A 21,770-nucleotide genomic window follows, 5' to 3' on the forward strand; every position below is an offset into this window, starting at 1 on the left:
GTTATGTATAATTAAATTCTCTTGAATATGAGTGTTTAATAATGAGTATAAAGATAAGTTTATTTAGGGTTTAATTTAATGAGTTTGAAAAATAAGATATTAACATCTACATTTATATTACTTTTTATTGTGTCTGGAGGATTAACATGGCTTGGATACTCTTCATTTAAGAATTATAATGAAAAAATAACATACACCAATCTAGATAAAACGGATGAGCTTTATTCAGAATCATTAGAAAGTGCGTTAGATAAATATCTTATAGCACTAGAAACATTTAGTGTAGAGTTTAATCGTGATGGAGAGTTATCAAATCAAGAATTAGTAGTTGAGCAGTTAAGGTTGATTTATAATAGATTAGGGGTTGATGATGCTTGGCTAGGTATGGCTGATGGTAGAGCGTTAGAGTATACAGGCCAATTTCACCCTACTTTTAATGCTATAGAAGATAAGAGAGAATGGTATTTAAGAGGTATTAAAGGAGAAGAGCGAATAGTAACGGATAGTTACTTAAACTCTAATGGTGATACTGTTTTTGGTATCGCACATCCAATAATTAATAAAGGAATAGTTGTAGCAATTGTTGCTGTAGGAGTAAAGGTTAATGCTCTTGATAAAATAATGGATAATATAGCTGAAGATGGGCAGATATATTTATATGAGATAAAAACAGAGCAGGTGATTAGCTCAAAAAATAAGAAACATATAGGAAAATTATTATTTAATATTAATCCGGATTTAGATGGATTTGTTGATGGAACTTTAAGATTTAAAAGTGTCTTTAGAGATGATTATGTTATAGCTTCAGTTGCAGATGTAGATTCAGCTGATTGGAGATTGATTATTTATCAGTATGAAGGTGAAGTGTATGCTGAAAGTAACAATATGCTAAAAGAGTCATTGATTGCTTTCTTTGTGATTTTAGTAATCTCATTAGTTCTTGTTTATTACTCGGTTATTCATCTTATTTATAAACCTATAGGTGGGGAACCTACTGAAATATCAAGTGTTTTATCTAAAATATCAAAAGGTGATTTATCACAAGAACTAGTTTCATCAGGCAAAGATACCGGCATTTATTTATCGCTTTTGGCTTTAAATAAAAGGTTGTCTGAAATTGTCACAACCAGCCATTCTATTTCAAATAGTGTATCTGCTTCATCTGAGGAATTAACTGTTGTGATGTCTGATACTGCAAAAAACTCACAGCATGAATTAGCGCAGATAGAAGAGATCTCGACTGCAATTAGTGAATTATCTAGCACCTCTAAAGAAGTAACAACAAATGCATCTCATGCAGAGGAAGAAGCTCAAAAGGCTATAACTAATGTATCAAGTGGTCGTTCGACATTAGAAGACTCTATAGCATTAACGATTAATATTAATGAGTCGGTTCAGCAAACGGCTGAAATGATTACAGCCTTAAGAGATGATGCTATAAATATTGGCGAAGTCACCGATGTTATTAGAAGCATATCAGAACAAACAAATCTACTTGCTTTAAATGCGGCGATTGAAGCGGCGAGAGCGGGAGAGGCAGGAAGAGGTTTTGCGGTTGTTGCAGATGAAGTGAGAAATCTTGCAGCGAAAACTCAAGAATCAACAATCAATATTCAGGGGATCATTAGTAAACTGCAAGCTCAATCAGAAAATGCTAATAAGAATATGTTAGAGAATGTCCATTCAATTCAAGAATCAGTGGATCTGACTGAAAGTGTAAAAGAATCGTTTAATGAAATTGTAAATGCTGTCCAGTCTATTTCTGATATTAATACGTTAGTTGCTACGGCATCGCAAGAGCAGTTTAGTGTAACTGAAGATATCGCTAAGAATACGACACGAACCTTTGATTTGGTAACTCAGAATGTTTCAGCTGTAAACCAAACGCAGCAAGCTGCTGATGAATTATCTAAGTTGGCAGTTGCTCAAAAAACAGAGTTAGATTTTTTTAAAACGAATTGAACCTAAAATAATGGCCTTTAGAGTATCATACCTAAAGGCTTTATTTATATTTAAGGTTTGATGTTCTGTAATTTTTTAGGCAAAATAGTATTGTTTATTTTCTAGGCGAGCTTGAGTATCTATGCATTCATTAAAAAACAGTAAACTACTACGATTGCTACAGTATTTACCAATTATGGTAATCGTTGTGTTTACTATTGTTTTAAATATGAATGTTATTAATAGTAACGAGAGAAAAATCACGGCTTTACTTGATGCGGTGCATAGTGAGGTACTAGAAACAAAACAACAGCAAGCACAAGTTGTTGTAGAGCAAGCCTACCAACAAATCGAGCATGAAAAAGCACTTATTGATAGAATTGCACGTGAGAAATTACGCCTTCGAGTACAAACCGCTTTTAGTATTGCCTAGATCCCAAGAATAACCGACACACTTTGGTATAGATTAGAGAGTCAGTTGCCTATAAGCTTCAAGCTCTCACACAATCAACTAAGGTAATCCCATGGGACACCAATATAAGCAACTGACACTGGGTGAAAGATACCAGATCGAAGCTTGGAATACACACAGTATTTCTGCTCGTGAAATAGGACAAAAATTAAAACGGAGCAACGGCTCCATTTCAAGGGAGTTACGACGTTGTCCTGCTGGAAGTTATTGTGCCGAGCAAGCGCATAGGCATGCTTTTCAAAAAAGAACACTTTCAATTAAGCACACAAAATGCAACAAAAAGAATAAGAAAATAATTCAAATATACCTGCAACTTGGTTGGAGTCCCGAGCAGATATCTGGACGAATGCGTAAAGAAAAAATAGAAAATACAATATGTTGCAGTACGATTTACAATATAGTCAAAAGAGAGTGTTGGCAAAGGATGCTTGCTCGAAAAGGTAAAAAATACAAACAGCGTAAAGGTGTAGAAGCTGGCGCAAGACTAATTCCCAACCGCACTGATATCTCTCTTCGGCCTACTATTGTTGACGATAACTCAGAGATTGGTCACTGGGAAGGTGATACTGTTTATGGTCAAGATGGGTATTTAGTCACGATGGTAGAGCGAGTATCTAAGCTATTAGTTACCTGCAAAGTACGTAGCAAGTCCAAAAAAGCAGTCACTCGTGGGATAAATCGCATGATGAAGCCCTTTAAAGGGCTTTGCAAAACAATCACATTTGATAATGGCGGAGAGTTTGCGGGTCATGCTAAGATAGCTAAGCATCTGAGCTGTGACATTTATTTTGCTAAACCTTACCATTCCTGGCAACGAGGTTTGAATGAAAATACCAATGGTTTACTAAGGCGTTTTTTCCCAAAGGGAATGGCCATTGGAGAACTTGCTGCAAAAGAGATTAAACAGGCAGAGTTTTTGATTAATTCGAGACCTAGAAAGGCATTAAATTTTCTGAGTCCGAGTGAGTTTTTAAACGGTAAGCGTGTGTCGGTTATTGTTACGATCTAGCTTGTAGATGGTTTACTTCAGATAAATAGAGATAAACCCCTGAGTGAAGTTAAGCAGTTGATAATAGATACATTAAGAGCGATGAGATTTGATGATGGCACAGGCTATTTTTATATTTATGATTTGAATGGCAACAATATCATGCATCCAATCTTACCTGAAATGGAAAATACACTGATGCTTGATATGGTTGATTCGCGTGGTAATTACATTATTCAGAACCAGCTTAAGTCAATAAAGGAAACTGGCCAAGCATATAACCATTACTGGTATATAAAACCAAATCAGCAAGATAGAGAGTTTGAAAAAGTCAGTTTTGATCGCTATTTAGAGTCTCTTGATTGGTATATTGGCTCAGGTGCTTATGTAGAAGATATTGAGAAGCAAATACAAGCTCAAGTACTAAGCATGCTCTCGAGTGTGAATTTGGGCAATACTGGTTATATATTTGTTTCGGATATTGACGGTAGTGTTAAACTACAGAATCAGAAAATCATCACTGATCATCCTTCTTTATTTTTGTCTAATGATAATGAGAAACACCAAGAATTAATTCAAATAGCTAAAACAGGTGATTTTTTTACTTATGAACACACTGATGTTCATTCTGGAGATATTGAAGAAAAAATCAGTTACGTTCGCCTTATTAAGGATTGGAATTGGGTCATAGGAACAGGTTTTTATACTTCTGATATCACAAAGCTAACTGAGCAAAAGAAACAAAAATTGATTGTCGAATCTCATCTCGAATTACAAATTATGTTGGCATTCAGCGTGCTGCTAACCATCTTGTTAACTGTGATTGTTCTTGTAATTGGTAAGCGAGTGACTAATCACGTTATCTTGTTAGAAGAGCAAGTCATTGGGGATTATGAGCGTCTTGAGAGCAGTAAAAATGAGATGCAGTACATGGCTGAGTTTGATTTGCTAACGAACCTGCCAAATCGCACCTTATTATCGACTAAAATTCAAAAAAATATTGGTTTATCTAGATTAGAAGATAAAAAAGTGGCGGTTGTTTTTGTTGATCTTGATGATTTTAAAAATGTGAATGATCAGTTTGGTCATTCTGCTGGTGACCAATTATTACAACAAATAGGCAAACGCTTTGAGTTAATTCTAGGAAAAAATGATTTTGTTGCCCGATTTGGAGGAGATGAATTTGTTTTTTGTTTGCCATTATTAAAAAACAGTGATGAAGCAAGGCATAAAGTTGAGCAAATTTTAGGAACCTTTGAGAAACCGTTTTTGTTAGCTGGCAACCAAGTACAAACAAGTTGTTCTATTGGTGTTTCTATGTATCCAGATGATGGACATAGTGTCGAAGAGTTAATTTCAAAAGCAGATATCGTTTTATATAGAGTAAAAGATCAAGAGAAAGGAAATGTTTTATTCTATGATGCTGAAATTAATCAGCAAGTCCAGCATGATTTTCAATTAGAAAACCATTTAAGACAAGCGTTAGGCAGTAATGAGATCGGTGTTGTGTATCAACCTCAGATTGATGCAGAAACACAACAAATCTGTGCCGTAGAAGCGTTATGCCGTTGGAATAGTGATGATCTTGGTTTTATCTCACCACTGGATTTTATTCCTTTAGCTGAACGTACTGGTTTGATCCATCAAGTGGGTGAGTTTGTATTTGAAACGGCGTGTCGAGATACATTGGCGCTTATGCCTAATGGCGTTAATGCAATAGGGGTCTCGATTAATATTTCGCCAAAGCAATTCTCATATCCTGGTTTTGAAGATAAGGTACTATCCATTGTTAAGCGTGTTGGCATTGATATTGAGCGCATTACCTTAGAGATCACTGAGAATATCTTTATTGAAGATCTACATTCTATTTCACCTATCTTAAATCGCTTTAGAGCTCATGGTTTTGGTATTTCATTAGATGATTTTTGTACTGGCTATTCGTCACTGAATTACTTAAATAACCTGCCTATTACTGAAATTAAAATAGATCGCTCTTTTGTTGATAAATTACTGAGTAATAAGCAAAGTGATACGTTAGTGAAAGCGATTATAGCGATTGGCTCTTCTTGTCATATGAAAGTGGTAGCAGAAGGGGTCGAAACTATAGAGCAGCATCAAAAATTAAAAGAGTATCATTGTGACTTACTGCAAGGCTATTACTTTGATAAGCCATTAATGATTGATGATTTAGTTGATCGCTACGGTGAGAAAAAGACATTAGCAAGTTAGTATTAATGAAAATAATGGAGTGGGTTTAACACTCCATTATTGTTTTTATAAAGATTAAACGACCGCTTTGTCTTCTGATTTTCCTTTCATTTTTAATGCGATATTAACCAAAGCGATTAAAACTGGCACTTCGATTAGAGGCCCAATAACACCAGCAAAAGCTTGATCGGAGTTCAAACCAAATACCGCAATAGAAACAGCAATCGCTAGTTCAAAGTTATTTCCCGTTGCTGTGAAAGCAATAGAGGCGTTTTTATCATAAGGTATTCCCATCTTTTTACCGATAAAGAAACTAGAGAAGAACATTAAGACAAAATAGATAGCCAGCGGAATAGCAATACGAACAACGTCCATTGGTAACTCAAGGATCATTTCACCTTTTAGGCTAAACATAAGAACAATTGTACCTAGCAGCGCAATCAAGGTAATCGGTGAAATCTTAGGAATGAAAACCGTGTTGTACCAAGCTTCGCCTTTTTTAGCGACTAAGATTTTACGGCTTAAAAATCCAGCTAGGAATGGGATACCAAGATAAATTAAAACACTTTCAGCAATGTCCATCATAGAGATATCAACCACCATGCTTTCATAACCAAATACAGGTGGAAGAACACTAATAAACAACCATGCCATAAAACTGTATGTCACGATTTGAAACGCAGAGTTAATCGCAACTAAAGCGGCACCATATTCTTTATTTCCTCCCCCAATATCATTCCATACTAATACCATAGCAATACAGCGAGCTAGGCCAATCAGAATAATACCGACCATGTAACCTGGGTGATCACCTAAAAAGGTCAATGCCAGAATAAACATAAGAATAGGGCCAACAACCCAGTTCATAATAAGAGAGAGTGTAATGGCTTGTTTGTCTTTTACGACAGTACCAAGCAAGTTGTAATTCACTTTGGCTAGTGGTGGATACATCATTAAGATCAAACCAATAGCTAAAGGAATATTGGTTGTCCCGACCGACATGGATTCATTCCATTGTGCAACTTGAGGGAGCTGAACCCCAAGTAATACACCAATAGCCATAGCGATAAAAATCCACAGTGTTAAATATCTATCTAGAAAATTGAGTTTTGGTTGCATAAAAGCTCCTTATATAACCATCGTAAATCGTCGAAAGGCGATTTTTGAGGGTGATGTTGAGAATATTAAATGAAAAGTGTTTAACTACGTGATTATCTAAATAATTAAGGTTACATTTTAGTCCAAAATCGTATGAGTTAAGTTATCAAACTTCTGAAGACAGTCTCTATTAATGCGATAGCACATTTTGGGTGGAATAGGTTCAGCCGTAATAAAACCTGCTTCTTTAAGTACACGTAGATGCTCAGATACAGTCGATTGGGCCAGACCTAAATCGGAGACTAAATCACTATTCAAACACCCGCCTGATTTTTCTAATGATGACAAAATACGTAAGATACGAATACGAGCAGGGTGTGAAAGTGCTTTTGCTAATGTAGCTAACGTCTTCTCTTGCTGATTATCTTGTTCTGTTGAGCTAAAACGACATATAGTATTAGTTTTGCAAGTTGCTGGCATCGCTTATCCTCCCTAAGTTCTTAATCGTTTAATTGCGATTAATATTAGAGGTAAGAAAGAAAGAGATCAAGTGATGATTAAAATAAATAAAAGAAACGAGAATATACTTGCAAAAAATAGTGACATACATCAATAAATCAAATAATCATGCTTAAAGATTCACAAGTTTTCTACATATTGACCGCTATAGTTATAAGAAGATGAATTATTAACCAAAAGGTAATGACAATGTTAAATGGTGTTTCTTCATATCAAAATGCAATGACATACTCTAAGCCAATGCATCCTATTGCAACGGCTGATAATCCAAGTGTGAAAGTATCTTCAATGGGTTCGGCAGTAAAGGTGAGTGACAACCAAGTAAGCCTATCAAGTGAAGGAAAAGCGTTATTGTATGCATTGCAAGATATTGAGAAAGAAAGCCAAGCAAATCGTGAGTTAAACAAGGGCGTTACAGATGATGTTGAATCTTTTGCTCATGGTGCTTTGGGCATTGATCACCCGGATAAAATCGAAGAAGAAAATGATTCCTCTTATTCTGCAGGGCAATACTTGTCTGCAGCTTTAACTGTTGGTGGGGTGTTATTAGCACTGGTTTGATAATTGGTTCTCATAATCGTGTATTCTTATCTAAACTTAGGCTATCGTTAAGAAAATACAACAATAGGCATGATTATGTTGGCTCGATTAGGAATAGCAATACAGGCGTTATTAGCGATCTCAATTTTTTATTTGGGGTACACGATTTACGCGTTTACCAACTCAGTAAATACCATTGTCGAGAAATATCCAGAGTTAATGAGTGAAGTGAATAAAACGGCTGATAAATTGGAAATTGAACAGTGGTTATTATTAGCGCAACATATTGAAGATCTAACTCCTCAAGTTTTAACCTTAGTCAGTGAAGTAAAGGACACCATTAAGGATGTAAACAAGACGGTTGCTTCTGTTGACCATAAAATCCCGATGATCCTCAATGAAGTAAAGTCCATTCGTACAGAATCGTTACCTGAAGTGATCACGGTAATGAATGTGATAAATGAAAAAACAGTACCTACCGCATTGGTAGAATTAAAAAATTATCGTGAGCAAGTTTTCCCTAAAGCGTTTGTAGAGAGTAAGGGATACCGTGTAACGACCATTCCTGCGGTAATCAAAGAGTCGGAAAGATTACGTAAAGAAATCCCACCTATTATGCTCAAAGCCGATCAAATTATAGATAAAACGGAAGAGCTTTCTCAGCAAGCAACGCAAGGTGCAGTAAAAGGCGTGATTATGTCACCGTTTAATTTATTGAGGGAAGCCGGTACAGAGATTCAATCTAAAGTTAATCAATAGGTATCAAATAAGACGTAATAAGAAGCCGACTATTGAACTGACCCCCAATAATTGGACAACCAATTACTGAGGGTCTTTTTTATGTCCAAATATAGTCGTGAGCTAAAACTCATTATTGCTAAGCAATGCTTAGTTAGTCGTACATCAATTCAATTATCTAAGGAATATTCGATATCTGCTCGTCAGATACGATACTGGACTCAAGTATTTTCTATCCATGGTAAAAACTCATTTTTACCAACTACACATGCCGATAATGCCAAAACAAAATTACAAGCATTGAAATTAATGTGGACTAACAGTTGGTCTCTCACTCACACTAGTGCAGTATTAAACTTATCCTCCCCTGGCACGCTATCAGTCTGGCTTAAAACATATAATGAAGCGGGGTTTAAGGGACTCAAGAATAGCAATATAGGAAGGCCTTCAATGAAATCATTATCCAATACTACACAAAAATCAGATGGCGAAATGACCATTGAAGAGCTAAGAGAAGAGTTAAGTTATTTACGAACAGAGAATGCTGTTCTAAAAAAGTTCGAAGAGCTGAAACAGAAAAAACGCCAACAAACAAAGAAAAAGCGTTAATTGTTTTAGCTCTCAAAGCTAATTACCCTTTAAAATATTTACTTCGTATCACCAGTTTGGCAAAAAGTGTCTTCTATTATCAGGCTCAAATAAGTAGAAGGCCTGATACTTATGAGCATGAGTTAAAGATGATTGAGTCTATCTACCATGAACATAAAGGGCGTTATGGCTATCGACGGATCCATTTAGCTATGCGAAGAAAAGGTGTAGAGCTGAATCATAAAACAGTACAAAGGCTGATGGCGCAACTAAACCTAAAATCTATAGTAAGGCCCAAAAAATATCGTTCTTATCGAGGAGAGGTGGGTAAATCAGTCCCAAATGTACTTGAAAGGGATTTTAGTGCTACGAAACCAGATGAAAAATGGGTAACCGATGTAACAGAATTTAAAGTTAACGGACAGAAAGTTTACCTATCGCCAGTGGTTGATTTATTCAATCAAGAAGTTATCGCTTATAAAGTAACAAAGAATGCACGTTTACCGCTAGTCACGGATATGCTTAAAGAGGCAATAGGCAAACTAAGTAAGGGCTCGAAGCCAATTTTACACAGTGATCAAGGTTGGCAATATCGACATAAGACTTATCAACAGGAACTTGTAAAGCATAGGCTTCAACAAAGTATGTCTAGAAAAGGAAACTGCTTAGATAATGCAGTAGCTGAAAATTTCTTTGGTTTACTTAAAACTGAAATGTATCATGGATACACTTTCAAGGATGCAGATGAGTTAATAGAAAAGATCGAAGAATATATCGAGTATTACAATACGAAGCGGATTAAGGTAAAACTAAAAGGCCTGACTCCGATAGAATATCGAAACCAGGCCTTACAAGCCGCTTAACTAAAATGTCCAACTTAACGGGGTCACTTCATATTCGATCGGCTTTTTTGTTTTTCTATCAAATTCATGTGTTATTTATTCTATAATTTGAATTTCTGTAGAGAATTTGATGGTTCTTAGTGAGATAGAAGTATGAAATTTACGAATATTTAAATCAGTATGAAGTACACGTTCTACAAAATGTTCATAGGCTTGTATGTCTTTAACTATGATAATCAACATGAAGTCGTAATTGCCCGAGATTTGATAGCATTGGGTTACTTCTAGTGCTTTTTTCATTGATTGACGGAAGTTTTGATATATATCACCTCGGTCACGTTCCATTTCTACTGAGACTAAAAAGGTCAATGTCTTTCCTGCTAATTCAGGGTTAACGATTGATACATCCCCAATAATTACGTCATTATCTCGTAATCTCTTAATGCGTTTTAAACAGGCAGGAGCCGATAGGCCGACAAGCTCGGCTAATTCAACATTAGGTATCCGATTATTTTTTTGTAATCGAACTAAGATATTACGATCAATTCGGTCTAATTCCATAATTTCCTATAGCTCTATTTAATCTGCTTAATATTTCTCATTATAATTAAAATAAGAAATTTTCTGTACTTTTTATGGTTGCTTTTGAAATATACGTCATAATTAAGTTGATAGAATAGAATCTTCTTACATTAACATATGGATATGATATGACTCCTTTCCTTAATTTTTTCAAAGAGCTCATTAGAGACATCATCAACGTAACATGGACACTATTTAAGATTATGATACCAATCATTATTCTTATTAAAGTAGTGGAAGAGATGGGAGGGATCGTACTTCTTAGTAACCTATTAAGTCCCTTAATGGAAACGGTCGGTTTACCAAAGGAAATGGGCTTAGTATGGGCAACAACGTTATTAACCAATATTTATGGTGGGTTAATCGTTTTTATTAATACAGATATGCCATTAAGTGTGGCTCAAGTTTCTATATTAGGCAGCATGATGTTATTAGCCCACTCGTTACCGATTGAAGCCGCGATAGCGAAAAAAGCAGGGGTGAATTTATCTATGACCTTGCTCATTAGGATTGGCGGTAGTTTTGTTCTTGCGTGGTTACTCCACCAAACTTACCAAACGGGTGATTATCTTAACCAACCTGCTGTGACCTTGTGGCAGCCCGATGCTGTAACGGATACTGGCTATCTTGCATGGGGAATCGGACAAGTTAAAAACTTCGGGGTTATTTTTGGGGTTATTTCTGGGCTATTGTTTACGTTGAAAATTCTGAAATTACTGGGAATTGAGAAACTGATGGCGGTTCTATTGAGGCCTTTTTTAAAAATATTAGGGATCAGCAAAGAAGCAACTAACTTAACCATTATTGGCATTACATTAGGGTTGTCGTTTGGTGGGGGATTATTGATTAATGAAGCTAAAACTGGACATATACCCGCAAGAGACGTGTTTACTGCCATTATGCTACTCAATTTACTGCACAGTTTAATAGAAGATACGTTATTGATCCTATTAATTGGTGCAGATTTTAATACGATTTTTTGGGGAAGATTAGTCTTTTCTGTTGTGGTTATATCAGCCATTTCTGCGGGTGTGAGAAGATTAAGCCCTCAATTGTGTGAAAAGTATTTCTATCGTAACGTCGCGTTATCTCATTAAGGTTAGAAAGTGATTACGGCACAAAAGAGCCGATCATAAGTGAAGTGACCCCGTTAAGTTGGACATTTTAGTTAAGCGGCTTGTAAGGCCTGGTTTCGATATTCTATCGGAGTCAGGCCTTTTAGTTTTACCTTAATCCGCTTCGTATTGTAATACTCGATATATTCTTCGATCTTTTCTATTAACTCATCTGCATCCTTGAAAGTGTATCCATGATACATTTCAGTTTTAAGTAAACCAAAGAAATTTTCAGCTACTGCATTATCTAAGCAGTTTCCTTTTCTAGACATACTTTGTTGAAGCCTATGCTTTACAAGTTCCTGTTGATAAGTCTTATGTCGATATTGCCAACCTTGATCACTGTGTAAAATTGGCTTCGAGCCCTTACTTAGTTTGCCTATTGCCTCTTTAAGCATATCCGTGACTAGCGGTAAACGTGCATTCTTTGTTACTTTATAAGCGATAACTTCTTGATTGAATAAATCAACCACTGGCGATAGGTAAACTTTCTGTCCGTTAACTTTAAATTCTGTTACATCGGTTACCCATTTTTCATCTGGTTTCGTAGCACTAAAATCCCTTTCAAGTACATTTGGGACTGATTTACCCACCTCTCCTCGATAAGAACGATATTTTTTGGGCCTTACTATAGATTTTAGGTTTAGTTGCGCCATCAGCCTTTGTACTGTTTTATGATTCAGCTCTACACCTTTTCTTCGCATAGCTAAATGGATCCGTCGATAGCCATAACGCCCTTTATGTTCATGGTAGATAGACTCAATCATCTTTAACTCATGCTCATAAGTATCAGGCCTTCTACTTATTTGAGCCTGATAATAGAAGACACTTTTTGCCAAACTGGTGATACGAAGTAAATATTTTAAAGGGTAATTAGCTTTGAGAGCTAAAACAATTAACGCTTTTTCTTTGTTTGTTGGCGTTTTTTCTGTTTCAGCTCTTCGAACTTTTTTAGAACAGCATTCTCTGTTCGTAAATAACTTAACTCTTCTCTTAGCTCTTCAATGGTCATTTCGCCATCTGATTTTTGTGTAGTATTGGATAATGATTTCATTGAAGGCCTTCCTATATTGCTATTCTTGAGTCCCTTAAACCCCGCTTCATTATATGTTTTAAGCCAGACTGATAGCGTGCCAGGGGAGGATAAGTTTAATACTGCACTAGTGTGAGTGAGAGACCAACTGTTAGTCCACATTAATTTCAATGCTTGTAATTTTGTTTTGGCATTATCGGCATGTGTAGTTGGTAAAAATGAGTTTTTACCATGGATAGAAAATACTTGAGTCCAGTATCGTATCTGACGAGCAGATATCGAATATTCCTTAGATAATTGAATTGATGTACGACTAACTAAGCATTGCTTAGCAATAATGAGTTTTAGCTCACGACTATATTTGGACATAAAAAAGACCCTCAGTAATTGGTTGTCCAATTATTGGGGGTCAGTTCATATGATCGGCTTTTAGTATTATTACAGCTTACCAACGGTAGCCCAGATTGCAGATAACGTGTCTTGACCAAAGGCAATGCTTCGCTCTGGAGACCAACCATACAGCTCATCAGCGTGGCTAATATGATCTTTAAATGGCATTTCAACAGTATAAGAAAGACATTTAAATTGCTCACCAACCCAGTTAGAGCCAACGGTTAAGTTTGCAGTGCCTGGCTCATCTTTGTCGTAACCAATCTCGTCTTGGAACTCAGGAGTAATGGTTAATAGAGCTTGTTTAAAGGTATTCTCTAAATCAGCAATACGTTCGTTATAAGAAGGAAGGCCTTCACTACCAGCAACGAAGTTGTATGGGATAGCTTCATCACCGTGGATGTCTAAGAACATATCAACACCAGTTGCTAACATACGCTCACGAACTAAAAATACTTCTGGTGATCTTTCCATTGACGGCGTTTGCCATTCACGGTTCAAATTCACACCAATCGCATTAGTACGTAAGTGACCACGGATACTGCCATCTGGGTTCATGTTAGGAACAATATGGAAAACAGAGGTATCAAGTAGGGCACGACCAACAGTGTCAGTTTCATCTAATAGGCGTGATAATAAACCTTCAATGAACCATTCCGCCATTGTTTCACCAGGATGTTGACGACCAGTGATCCAGATGTTCTTCTTACCTTCGGCTGGCTCACCAATAGTTAGTATACTGATGTCATTGTTATCTAGTGTCACACCAAGTGTTTCTAACTGACAGCTGTGGTGGGTTTGTGCACCGTGTAGTAAGTCTTGATGGCGATCGTACGAGTAAGGTGCAAAGTATGCGAAATACATTGAACGGTACTCAGGCATCACATTAAAGCTAAGTGTATCGCCATCAAATTCTGTAGGGATGCGAAACCACTCTTCGCGATCATAAGACGCTACCACATCATAATCTTGCCAACCTTCAGGGTAAGCTGATTTTGCTAACCCTAAGATCTTAAATGAATGCTGTTGTTGAGGCTGGCTTTCTAAACGAAAGTGAAACCACTGAGCGATCTCAGTTTGGTTATCAGCAGGAATAGTTAGCTGAATATCATCAGGTGTATTCGCTGCAACTACATGGATATTACCACTTTCAAAATTACTGAATATTTTCATTTATATACTACTCAAATTATAAATATCGTGATTATTAGTCTACGCCTAGTTTAGCGCTTCATTCAATACTTTAGTTAAACGACCTACCGCTTCAACCAACTCTTCAGGATTTGCATTGGTAAAGTTTAAACGTAACGCTGACGGTGCGCCTTCTGGTTTTGGATAAAACACAGGGCTTGGTACAACCGCAACACCATTAGCAATTAATGTTTTAGCCAGAGCGAAAGTGTCGCAATCTGGTAGAGATAACCAAATAAACATGCCGCCATCTACAGGGTTTAGCACGCAAGTTTCAGGTAATTGTTTTTTCAATTCAGCGAATAAAACGTCATAACGTGTTTTGTAAAGCGCTTGAATTTGTTCCATGTGCAGACCAAAATCAGCGTGTTTTAATAAGCCAACTAGTAGTGCTTGCATTGGTACGCTTGAGTGTAAATCAGCGCCTTGTTTTACTTTAATCAATGGTTCTAAGTAACTTTTCTTGCCAGTTACTGCACCAATACGTAAACCTGGAGAGGCAATTTTTGAGAATGAACGCAGTACAATAGAATCGTCAGGACAAAAAGTTGAAACCATTGGAAGTGCTTCGCCAGTAAAGCGTAGTTCACGATATGGCGCATCTTCAATGAAAGCGACTTTGTATTTAATACACAACGCAGCCACTTTTTTGCGTGTTTCTAAAGACCAACATACGCCAGTTGGGTTGTGGAAATCTGGCACTGCATAGAACATTTTTGGTGAGTCTTGAATAAAGCATTGCTCTAGCTCTTCAAGATTAGGACCAAAGTCTGTTTGAGATACAGTTGCAATATTAGCTTGAACCAAACCAAAGACTTGCATTGCACCGAGGTAACTCGGCGCTTCCATAACCACAGTATCATTCGGGTTCATATACGCGCGTGCAATAAGGTCTAAGCCTTGCTGAGAGCCAGTACAGATCATTGGCATGTGTGTTTCTGGTAATTGGTACATTTCTGTCAGTAGGTCTAACAGAGGGCCGTAACCTGCGGTAGCACCGTATTGAAAGACTTCTGGCATATCAGACAGGCTTTCTAATGTTGGTTTCATTAAATCAATAGGGAACGTTTTCTCATCAGGTAATCCGCCTGCGAGAGAGATTACATTCTTGTCCGTTGCTGCTGCTAAGATCTCTCTGATATAAGAAGATTGGATCTGTTGCAGTGAGTGAGCTATTTCCATATGTGTTCCCATCATTATCTTATTTATTTTATCCTTTGATAGTACAAGGCGTTGCACAACTATGTTTGTCCGTTTATGCTTATAAATATGTCCATTTATGCTATTTTGAATTTATGACCCAACAACACATATCAAGAATCAATGATGTTCTGTTTTATATACATAAAGACATCAGTAAAGAGCTTGCTGCAAAAGATCTTGCTGAGATTGCTGCGTATTCAGAACAACATTTTCATCGCATTTTTAAACAAGTGGTGGGGGAGTCTATTCATCAATATATTCGCCGAACTCGCATGGAGTATGCCGCGAATCAGCTTATGTTTGATACCAAATCAACTGTATTGGATATTGCAAATACGTGTGGATTTAGCTCACTCTCTTCTTTTAGTCGTGCATTTAAGTCGACTTTTGATATGTCTCCGGGGGAATGGCGCAAGCATGATTTACAGATATCAGATAAACCGTATTTGAAAGATCCTGAAATTGCAGAGGGGTATTTAAGTGTGGCTGATAGAGTATTACCTCAACCAAAAATCACAGAGGTTCCAGAGTTATTGGCCGCCTATGTGAGACATGATGGCTATAACCGTTCAATTCGAAATGCGTGGCTAGTATTAAAAGCGTGGGCAAATACTGAGAATCGAGATTTCTCTACTCAGTTTGGCTTACACCATTCAAATCCTGCATGGGTTGAGCTTAATAAGTGTCGTTATGTAGCGTGTATTGCGATTGATAAACCATTGAAATATCGTGGTGTGGTAAATCAAATGGTGATCCCTGGTGGATTACATGCGGTGTTTCGGTTACATGGTGTATATGGGCAACTACTGCCACAAATCAGTACAGTATTAGAGAAATGGTTGCCGGCGTCAGGCTTTAAATTAAGATCGACACCAGCGTATGTACGTTACCATAAAAACCATTTTTTAAATGAAACCGAAGAATTTGAGTTGGATTTTTATCTGCCAATTAGCTTTTATTAGCAAGATTCGGCTTATTTGGTTTCTTCATTTTGATGTTAGCAACCATGATAGAAAGAATAACCAATATTAGGGCACATTTTTGACCATTAGAGATAGGCTCATGATAAATCCATATTGCTAAGGCGAGATGCAAAGTCGGTTCAATATATTGAAGTAAGCTTATCTTGCTTAATGGTGTTTTGAGAATAGATATACTCAATAGCAGAATTGAAGCGAGCTGCAATGGCGCCGTTCCCATTAACTTGCCAAAATCTGCCAATAAAAGGCCATCAGAATGAGTCATGATGTACCACAAGGCAATAGGTGCAAAAAGGATATGCTCAAAGAAAATTGCACCAAACGTATTTAATTTAATCAGTTTTTTAATGGCAATATAGCTAGCAAAAGAGAGTGAAATAGCCAAACTTAAAACAGGCAATTGTTGATCTAAATAAACATAACTAACAATGGCCAATACCATCAAAAATAGAGCAATTTTTTGGGGTGATTTAAGCTCTTCTTTAAAAAAGACAAAGCCCATAAAGAACACAAAAACAGGCGTAATATAAAAGGCTAATGATGCTGCCATGATATTATTGGTGATGGTTGCATACACAAATCCCAACCATGATAAATTCATCATGATCCCTGCCATAAACGCAATTGAGATATTTCTAGCCGTACATTGCTTTTTGTCTATCAAGTTGGGTTTAAAGCAAAAAACAGCAATTAGAATCACAGCCGACCAAAAGATACGGTTAGATAGAATTAATGCAGGGCTGAAGCCTTCCAGTTGGTGGAAGTAAACAGGAACTAATCCCCATATAATAAAAGCCAAAGCCCCAAAAAATGTATACATAACGAACCTTTTAATAATCTACATCAACATGACAGTAGTGCGCTATTTGAATAGTGTCGATTCTATGCCCTTCTTTGATATTTTGCTATTAAGTAATGCATCCCATATGATGAAAGGAATTATTACTGATATTAATATAAAGGAATTAAATTATGTCAGAGGAAAAAGCGATACTTTATTACGTCTATGATCCAATGTGTTCATGGTGTTGGGGCTATAAGCCTGTATGGGAGAAAGTAAAACAAGCTATCTCTAATGACGTTGAAATCGTCTATGTTCTTGGTGGGTTAGCGTCAGATTCAGCCGAGCCTATGCCACAAGAGATGCAGACCCAAATTGCGTCGTATTGGCAAAAAATAGAAAATTACTTAGGTACTTCTTTCAATCATGACTTTTGGGATAAAAACACACCGCGTCGTTCTACATATCCCTCTTGCCGTGCCATTCTTGCTGCGCGAGCTCAAGGTGCTGAATTAGCAATGCTTGAAGCAATTCAAACCGCTTATTATTTAAAAGCGATGAACCCGAGTGATAATGAAGTATTGCTTTGCTGTGCGAGAGACATTGGCTTAGATATGGCGAGATTTGAGTTGGACTTATTATCTCCAGAGACGCACCAAGCATTGTTAGATGAAATTACATTTTCTCGTTCAATTGGTCGAAGTGGTTTTCCTTCTTTATTTTTTAAAACAGAGGATGAGTTGATTGAGTTCCCAATTGATTATGAAAAATCAGAAGGGACCGTTGCACTGTTAAAAAGTCGTCTATATTAATAAGTAATAAAGAAATTTACACCAATCTCCTCACTGGATAAGGAATTATCAATGGCTGCAGAATACACACCAGCAAAAATTTGGGTTAATGACACTGATGGCGGTAATAAATGGGCAAATATAAATAGCCCTGAATCAGGTGCAAGGCATGAGAAAAAGCTTCCAGTAGGTGAGCATTCTTTACAGCTTTATTCTTTGGCGACACCAAATGGACAAAAGGTAACGATTCTATTAGAAGAGTTATTGGCACTAGGCATTAAAGAGGCTGAATACGATGCCTACTTAATCAATATTGGTGAGAGTGACCAATTTTCATCAGGCTTTGTGGATGTTAATCCAAATTCAAAAATTCCTGCATTGGTTGATCACTCTGTTGATCCTGAAGTTCATGTTTTTGAATCCGCTTCTATTTTGGTTCATCTTGCTGAAAAGTTTGATAAGTTTTTACCAAAAGAAGGCAGTGCAAGAACCCAAACCTTTAATTGGCTATTTTGGGCACAAGGCTCAGCCCCATTCTTAGGTGGCGGTTTTGGTCATTTCTATGCCTATGCTGATGAAAAACAAGAATACCCAATTAACCGCTTTTCTATGGAAGCAAAACGCCAACTCGACGTACTTGATAAGCAACTTGCTAAAAATACTTATGTTGCAGGAGAAGAATACAGTATTGCTGATATGGCGATTTGGCCGTGGTATGGCAACCTAGTATTAGGTAATTTGTATGATGCTGCTGAGTTTTTACAAGTAGAGAGTTATACCAACGTAGTGCGCTGGGCAAAAATGCTTGAAGCCAGAGAAGCGGTGCAACGAGGAAAAATCGTAAACCGTTCATGGGGTGAAGAGTGGGAACAAGCTCCAGAGCGTCATAGTGCAGAAGACATTGATGTGGTGTTAAAAAAGCAATAGTAAATTTCTAACTTTATTTAGATAAATAAAATGATGATTCGAAAGAGTGAGTTGTTTTTCTACTTACTCTTTCTATCATTTTTGTTGTAATAGCTATAATTCCTCTCAATAATAGTCATTAACTGGTGCGAAGTCTGTATCGAAGATACCTTCTATGCAAACATTATTTACAAATAATTTAGTACCATAAACTAGGTCTTGGCGACCATTGTCACCTACTTTCACTGAATGCTTAATTTCAACAATATCATGGCTATTCGTATCAATATATAAGACATAATTTTCCAAATCTATCTTGTAGTCCATAGTTTTTTTAAAGTTACTTAATCTAACGTACTCATTTATTTATTTGTAAATGGCGATTAATTAAATAATAAAAATAGGCATGAGCTGGATATTATGATGGCACTGGCGAAACATATAATGAATCCTTTTCTTCTTGATGGTTTAATTAACACCACTGATGAATGTGTAGGTATGCAGTCAGGCTTGTTTTGATGTAACTCTGGGATGTAGTCATAAAAATCATTCATTGTGTCTCTCCTCTAAACTATGCTTAAAGGATCTATTATTGAAACTTTATCTGCAATTGTTACGATAAAAGTGACGTTATATGATACCTTGAAGGTATTGGTTAGATACGAGTAGATGAGATGGATAAGTTAAAACAATGAAACTTGTGAAGTAATAAAGAGAGAATTAAAAAAAGCTAGCTTATCTTATAGAGATCTAAGTGAGAATATGGGAGTCTCTGAAGTTAGTATAAAAAGAATGTTGAATGGACACCAATCGTTATCTATTTTAAGGGTTTCAGAAATATCTGAAATAATCCAAGTTTCTTTATCTTCCATTATAGCTGAGGCAGAAAAAAATATAGCATCTGTTCCATTATTTACTAAAGAACAAGATATCGCTTTTACTAAGTCACCAGAGTTATATACATTATTATATAGTATTCTTAGTGAAAAAATGAACTCAAAACAATTGATGAATTTTTATGATTTGAATGAATCATCAATGTATCTTTATTTACGAGAGTTAGAAAAATTAGATTTAATATCAATAATTTCTAATCTAACGTTTAAGTTGATTGTTCCAAGACATATTGCGTTTCCTGATACGTCAAGATTTCAAATATATTATAAAAATCATGTAATTGATGGATTGAAAAGAAGGGTAGAATACGTTAACCCATTGAAGAAAGATGCTTATTTTATTACAAGTAAGCTACGTTTAACGGAAGAAGAGTTTTTCGAGTATAATCTGAAATTAGAAGAGTTAATGATGAATGCATTAAAATTGAGTCAAACGAGGAATTCTTCTGTGGGTGATACTTTTGAATATACGATTGTTGATATGGGAGCAAAGGGGGCTTATCACCCTGAGTTAAAGAGACCTGAAAATCTAGTATAAATTATCGATAGTAGAATCGCCTCATTATTAGAGGCGACGTATCTTTACTGCTTATAATTTACATTTCAAACAAGAAGTAATAACCATAACCAACCACAAAGGCTGGAACTGCTGAGTAGAAGGTCGCAACCATTGCCGCTTTTGGTGCTAATGCAATCGCTGGGAATAGGGCGTCACCATCGTTTGATATTGCATTTGAAAGCTGTGCTGACATTGGCATTGCGCCGGATAAATACAGGCTCGTAACTAAAATCTGAGGACCACAACCTGGAAGTAAACCAATCGCCAAACCAATCAGTGGCATCCACATTCCATAGCCTAAGAATACCGTTTGTAAATTGATGCCTGAAAAGTAGGTGGTTAGTTCAAAAATTAAGAAAGCGACAATTACCCAAGCTGAGACAAAGTTAGTGTCTTGTGCTGCCTTTTGCATTGGATGAGAACTTACACACTTATTATCTTCTGAAACTGTTGATTGATAATCACTGATCTCTTTGGTTAATGACCATAACATCATGCTGCCAATCGCTAATATTGCGCCAATCCATTCAATGCTGTGTTGGGGTAAATGAAACAGCTGATTTATATCCACTTGGAACGAACCGAGTAGGGCAATCACTGTTGCAGGAATTAATACCCATTTCCAAAATACACCCTGTAAGTTGATCGCCTTTACTTGTAAGCATGATGTGCTTTGCTCTGAATTTTCAGAGTTTTGATCTTGTTGTTTATCTTGAGTCTCAGGGCGTAAAAAGTCGTCTTTATGTAATGCATTTACAACAATGCCTGAGATGGCACCAACCACAACGCCTAATGCCATTACACCAAACCCCACTTTAGGTTGCGCTGCAATTAATAAGAAAGCCGCATCACCCATAGTAGCCGTTAAAACCGCAACCACTGACCCAAAACCTACTTTGCCACTAATGTATTGGGTGGTAACTACAATGGCACCGCCACAGCCAGGCAGAGCACCAAGTAAAGATGAAAACACCACTTGGTTGGTACGAGACTTATTATAAAGCGCAGTAATACGATTGGTTTTACCCATTATATTCGAGAGGTAATGGTAAATAACCAATGTGAAAGCTACGTAGGTAGATACCGCCCAAAAAGCATCAGATAAGGTTGTGACGGTGATCTCTCTTGTCGTTTCGGCCCCCACTAAGGCTAATAAAGTGATAGGCAATAATAGACGCTTGTGTTGCAGTGAAAACTGCGAAAGCGAGAGTGATTGTGAGAAAGAATGAGTAGTCATCATAATAATAAAGCCATCAGTAAATGCGAATGATTATTAGTATATGCAAATGAGAATTATTATCAACTATCATTTTAATAGTTTTTCCTGATGAATAAGTAGCTGGTCACCGTATAAATTATGATATGACCCAGCGTTGGAATAGAAATCTGCATAGATATTTGATTACGGA

Annotated in this window: 21 protein-coding genes and 2 pseudogenes; 13 read left to right on the top strand and 10 right to left on the bottom strand. The window is 36.7% G+C overall.

What is annotated here, in order from left to right; all coding sequences use genetic code 11:
- Window positions 1-78 precede the first annotated feature (78 nt).
- From ACU5DF_RS07195 to ACU5DF_RS07210, 4 genes are all read left to right on the top strand, one after another.
- On the top strand, window positions 79-1,962 hold the full coding sequence (locus ACU5DF_RS07195; protein ID WP_446712350.1) for a methyl-accepting chemotaxis protein: 1,884 nt from the start codon (window positions 79-81) through the stop codon (window positions 1,960-1,962).
- 121 nt (window positions 1,963-2,083) lie between these two features.
- The gene (locus ACU5DF_RS07200) at window positions 2,084-2,374 is read left to right on the top strand and encodes a hypothetical protein (protein ID WP_446712351.1); all 291 of its coding nucleotides are present in this window, start codon (window positions 2,084-2,086) and stop codon (window positions 2,372-2,374) included.
- 91 nt (window positions 2,375-2,465) lie between these two features.
- Window positions 2,466-3,422: an IS30 family transposase gene (locus ACU5DF_RS07205; RefSeq protein WP_446711658.1), complete on the top strand. Its 957-nt coding sequence runs from the start codon at window positions 2,466-2,468 to the stop codon at window positions 3,420-3,422.
- Window positions 3,423-3,461: 39 nt separating this feature from the next.
- Window positions 3,462-5,630 (top strand): bifunctional diguanylate cyclase/phosphodiesterase, encoded by a 2,169-nt coding sequence (locus ACU5DF_RS07210; RefSeq protein ID WP_446712496.1) that lies wholly within the window; start codon window positions 3,462-3,464, stop codon window positions 5,628-5,630.
- Window positions 5,631-5,684: 54 nt separating this feature from the next.
- Here the strand turns inward: ACU5DF_RS07210 and arsB are convergent, their stop codons facing one another.
- Both arsB and ACU5DF_RS07220 read right to left on the bottom strand, forming a co-directional pair.
- The gene (gene arsB / locus ACU5DF_RS07215) at window positions 5,685-6,728 is read right to left on the bottom strand and encodes an ACR3 family arsenite efflux transporter (protein WP_446712352.1); all 1,044 of its coding nucleotides are present in this window, start codon (window positions 6,726-6,728) and stop codon (window positions 5,685-5,687) included.
- 117 nt (window positions 6,729-6,845) lie between these two features.
- The gene (locus ACU5DF_RS07220; protein ID WP_045104195.1) at window positions 6,846-7,187 is read right to left on the bottom strand and encodes an ArsR/SmtB family transcription factor; all 342 of its coding nucleotides are present in this window, start codon (window positions 7,185-7,187) and stop codon (window positions 6,846-6,848) included.
- A gap of 279 nt (window positions 7,188-7,466) precedes the next feature.
- Here ACU5DF_RS07220 and ACU5DF_RS07225 point away from each other — a divergent pair, with 279 nt between their 5' ends.
- The 4 genes and pseudogenes from ACU5DF_RS07225 to ACU5DF_RS07240 form a co-directional block, all read left to right on the top strand.
- Window positions 7,467-7,787 (top strand): hypothetical protein, encoded by a 321-nt coding sequence (locus tag ACU5DF_RS07225; protein ID WP_446712497.1) that lies wholly within the window; start codon window positions 7,467-7,469, stop codon window positions 7,785-7,787.
- A 75-nt stretch (window positions 7,788-7,862) separates the two neighbouring features.
- Window positions 7,863-8,525, top strand: coding sequence for a hypothetical protein (locus ACU5DF_RS07230; RefSeq protein ID WP_446712353.1), 663 nt, complete (start codon window positions 7,863-7,865; stop codon window positions 8,523-8,525).
- 81 nt (window positions 8,526-8,606) lie between these two features.
- Window positions 8,607-9,113, top strand: a complete 507-nt coding sequence (locus ACU5DF_RS07235) for a helix-turn-helix domain-containing protein (protein WP_446712354.1) — start codon at window positions 8,607-8,609, stop codon at window positions 9,111-9,113.
- Window positions 9,077-9,955, top strand: a pseudogene (locus tag ACU5DF_RS07240) (IS3 family transposase); the annotation flags it as partial. The gene ACU5DF_RS07235 and the pseudogene ACU5DF_RS07240, both read left to right, overlap by 37 nt.
- Window positions 9,956-10,030: 75 nt before the next feature.
- On the opposite strand, the gene ACU5DF_RS07245 reads toward ACU5DF_RS07240, so the two are convergent.
- Window positions 10,031-10,495 (bottom strand): Lrp/AsnC family transcriptional regulator, encoded by a 465-nt coding sequence (locus ACU5DF_RS07245; RefSeq protein WP_446712355.1) that lies wholly within the window; start codon window positions 10,493-10,495, stop codon window positions 10,031-10,033.
- A gap of 149 nt (window positions 10,496-10,644) precedes the next feature.
- On the opposite strand from ACU5DF_RS07245, the gene ACU5DF_RS07250 reads away from it, so the two are divergent.
- Window positions 10,645-11,613 (top strand): hypothetical protein, encoded by a 969-nt coding sequence (locus ACU5DF_RS07250; RefSeq protein WP_446712356.1) that lies wholly within the window; start codon window positions 10,645-10,647, stop codon window positions 11,611-11,613.
- Between the two features lie 71 nt (window positions 11,614-11,684).
- Here the strand turns inward: ACU5DF_RS07250 and ACU5DF_RS07255 are convergent.
- The 4 genes and pseudogenes from ACU5DF_RS07255 to ACU5DF_RS07270 all read right to left on the bottom strand — a co-directional run.
- Window positions 11,685-12,563 (bottom strand): annotated as a pseudogene (locus tag ACU5DF_RS07255) (IS3 family transposase); the annotation flags it as partial.
- Entirely contained in the window at window positions 12,527-13,033 is a 507-nt protein-coding gene (locus ACU5DF_RS07260; RefSeq protein WP_446712354.1) for a helix-turn-helix domain-containing protein, read from the bottom strand. The pseudogene ACU5DF_RS07255 and the gene ACU5DF_RS07260, both read right to left, overlap by 37 nt.
- A gap of 69 nt (window positions 13,034-13,102) precedes the next feature.
- Window positions 13,103-14,227 (bottom strand): M14 family metallopeptidase, encoded by a 1,125-nt coding sequence (locus ACU5DF_RS07265; protein ID WP_446712357.1) that lies wholly within the window; start codon window positions 14,225-14,227, stop codon window positions 13,103-13,105.
- A 45-nt stretch (window positions 14,228-14,272) separates the two neighbouring features.
- On the bottom strand, window positions 14,273-15,427 hold the full coding sequence (locus tag ACU5DF_RS07270; RefSeq protein ID WP_446712358.1) for an aminotransferase-like domain-containing protein: 1,155 nt from the start codon (window positions 15,425-15,427) through the stop codon (window positions 14,273-14,275).
- 113 nt (window positions 15,428-15,540) lie between these two features.
- On the opposite strand from ACU5DF_RS07270, the gene ACU5DF_RS07275 reads away from it, so the two are divergent.
- Window positions 15,541-16,410, top strand: a complete 870-nt coding sequence (locus ACU5DF_RS07275) for an AraC family transcriptional regulator (RefSeq protein WP_446712498.1) — start codon at window positions 15,541-15,543, stop codon at window positions 16,408-16,410.
- On the opposite strand, the gene ACU5DF_RS07280 is transcribed toward ACU5DF_RS07275, so the two are convergent.
- Window positions 16,397-17,248 carry an EamA family transporter gene (locus tag ACU5DF_RS07280; RefSeq protein ID WP_446712359.1) on the bottom strand — a complete coding sequence of 284 codons (852 nt, stop codon included), beginning with the start codon at window positions 17,246-17,248 and terminating at the stop codon, window positions 16,397-16,399. The two genes, ACU5DF_RS07275 and ACU5DF_RS07280, sit on opposite strands and share 14 nt — an antisense overlap.
- A gap of 152 nt (window positions 17,249-17,400) precedes the next feature.
- Here ACU5DF_RS07280 and ACU5DF_RS07285 point away from each other — a divergent pair, with 152 nt between their 5' ends.
- Window positions 17,401-18,021, top strand: a complete 621-nt coding sequence (locus tag ACU5DF_RS07285; protein ID WP_446712360.1) for a DsbA family protein — start codon at window positions 17,401-17,403, stop codon at window positions 18,019-18,021.
- Between the two features lie 51 nt (window positions 18,022-18,072).
- Window positions 18,073-18,927 (top strand): glutathione-dependent disulfide-bond oxidoreductase, encoded by an 855-nt coding sequence (yghU, locus tag ACU5DF_RS07290; RefSeq protein WP_446712361.1) that lies wholly within the window; start codon window positions 18,073-18,075, stop codon window positions 18,925-18,927.
- A gap of 105 nt (window positions 18,928-19,032) precedes the next feature.
- On the opposite strand, the gene ACU5DF_RS07295 is transcribed toward yghU, so the two are convergent.
- Window positions 19,033-19,215, bottom strand: a complete 183-nt coding sequence (locus ACU5DF_RS07295; protein ID WP_446712362.1) for a hypothetical protein — start codon at window positions 19,213-19,215, stop codon at window positions 19,033-19,035.
- Window positions 19,216-19,614: 399 nt separating this feature from the next.
- Here ACU5DF_RS07295 and ACU5DF_RS07300 point away from each other — a divergent pair, with 399 nt between their 5' ends.
- Window positions 19,615-20,340: a helix-turn-helix domain-containing protein gene (locus tag ACU5DF_RS07300; protein WP_446712499.1), complete on the top strand. Its 726-nt coding sequence runs from the start codon at window positions 19,615-19,617 to the stop codon at window positions 20,338-20,340.
- A gap of 58 nt (window positions 20,341-20,398) precedes the next feature.
- Here the strand turns inward: ACU5DF_RS07300 and ACU5DF_RS07305 are convergent, their stop codons facing one another.
- The gene (locus tag ACU5DF_RS07305) at window positions 20,399-21,601 is read right to left on the bottom strand and encodes a putative manganese transporter (protein WP_446712363.1); all 1,203 of its coding nucleotides are present in this window, start codon (window positions 21,599-21,601) and stop codon (window positions 20,399-20,401) included.
- Between the last annotated feature and the right edge of the window lie 169 nt (window positions 21,602-21,770).

It is taken from the genome of Aliivibrio wodanis (genome assembly GCF_052920805.1).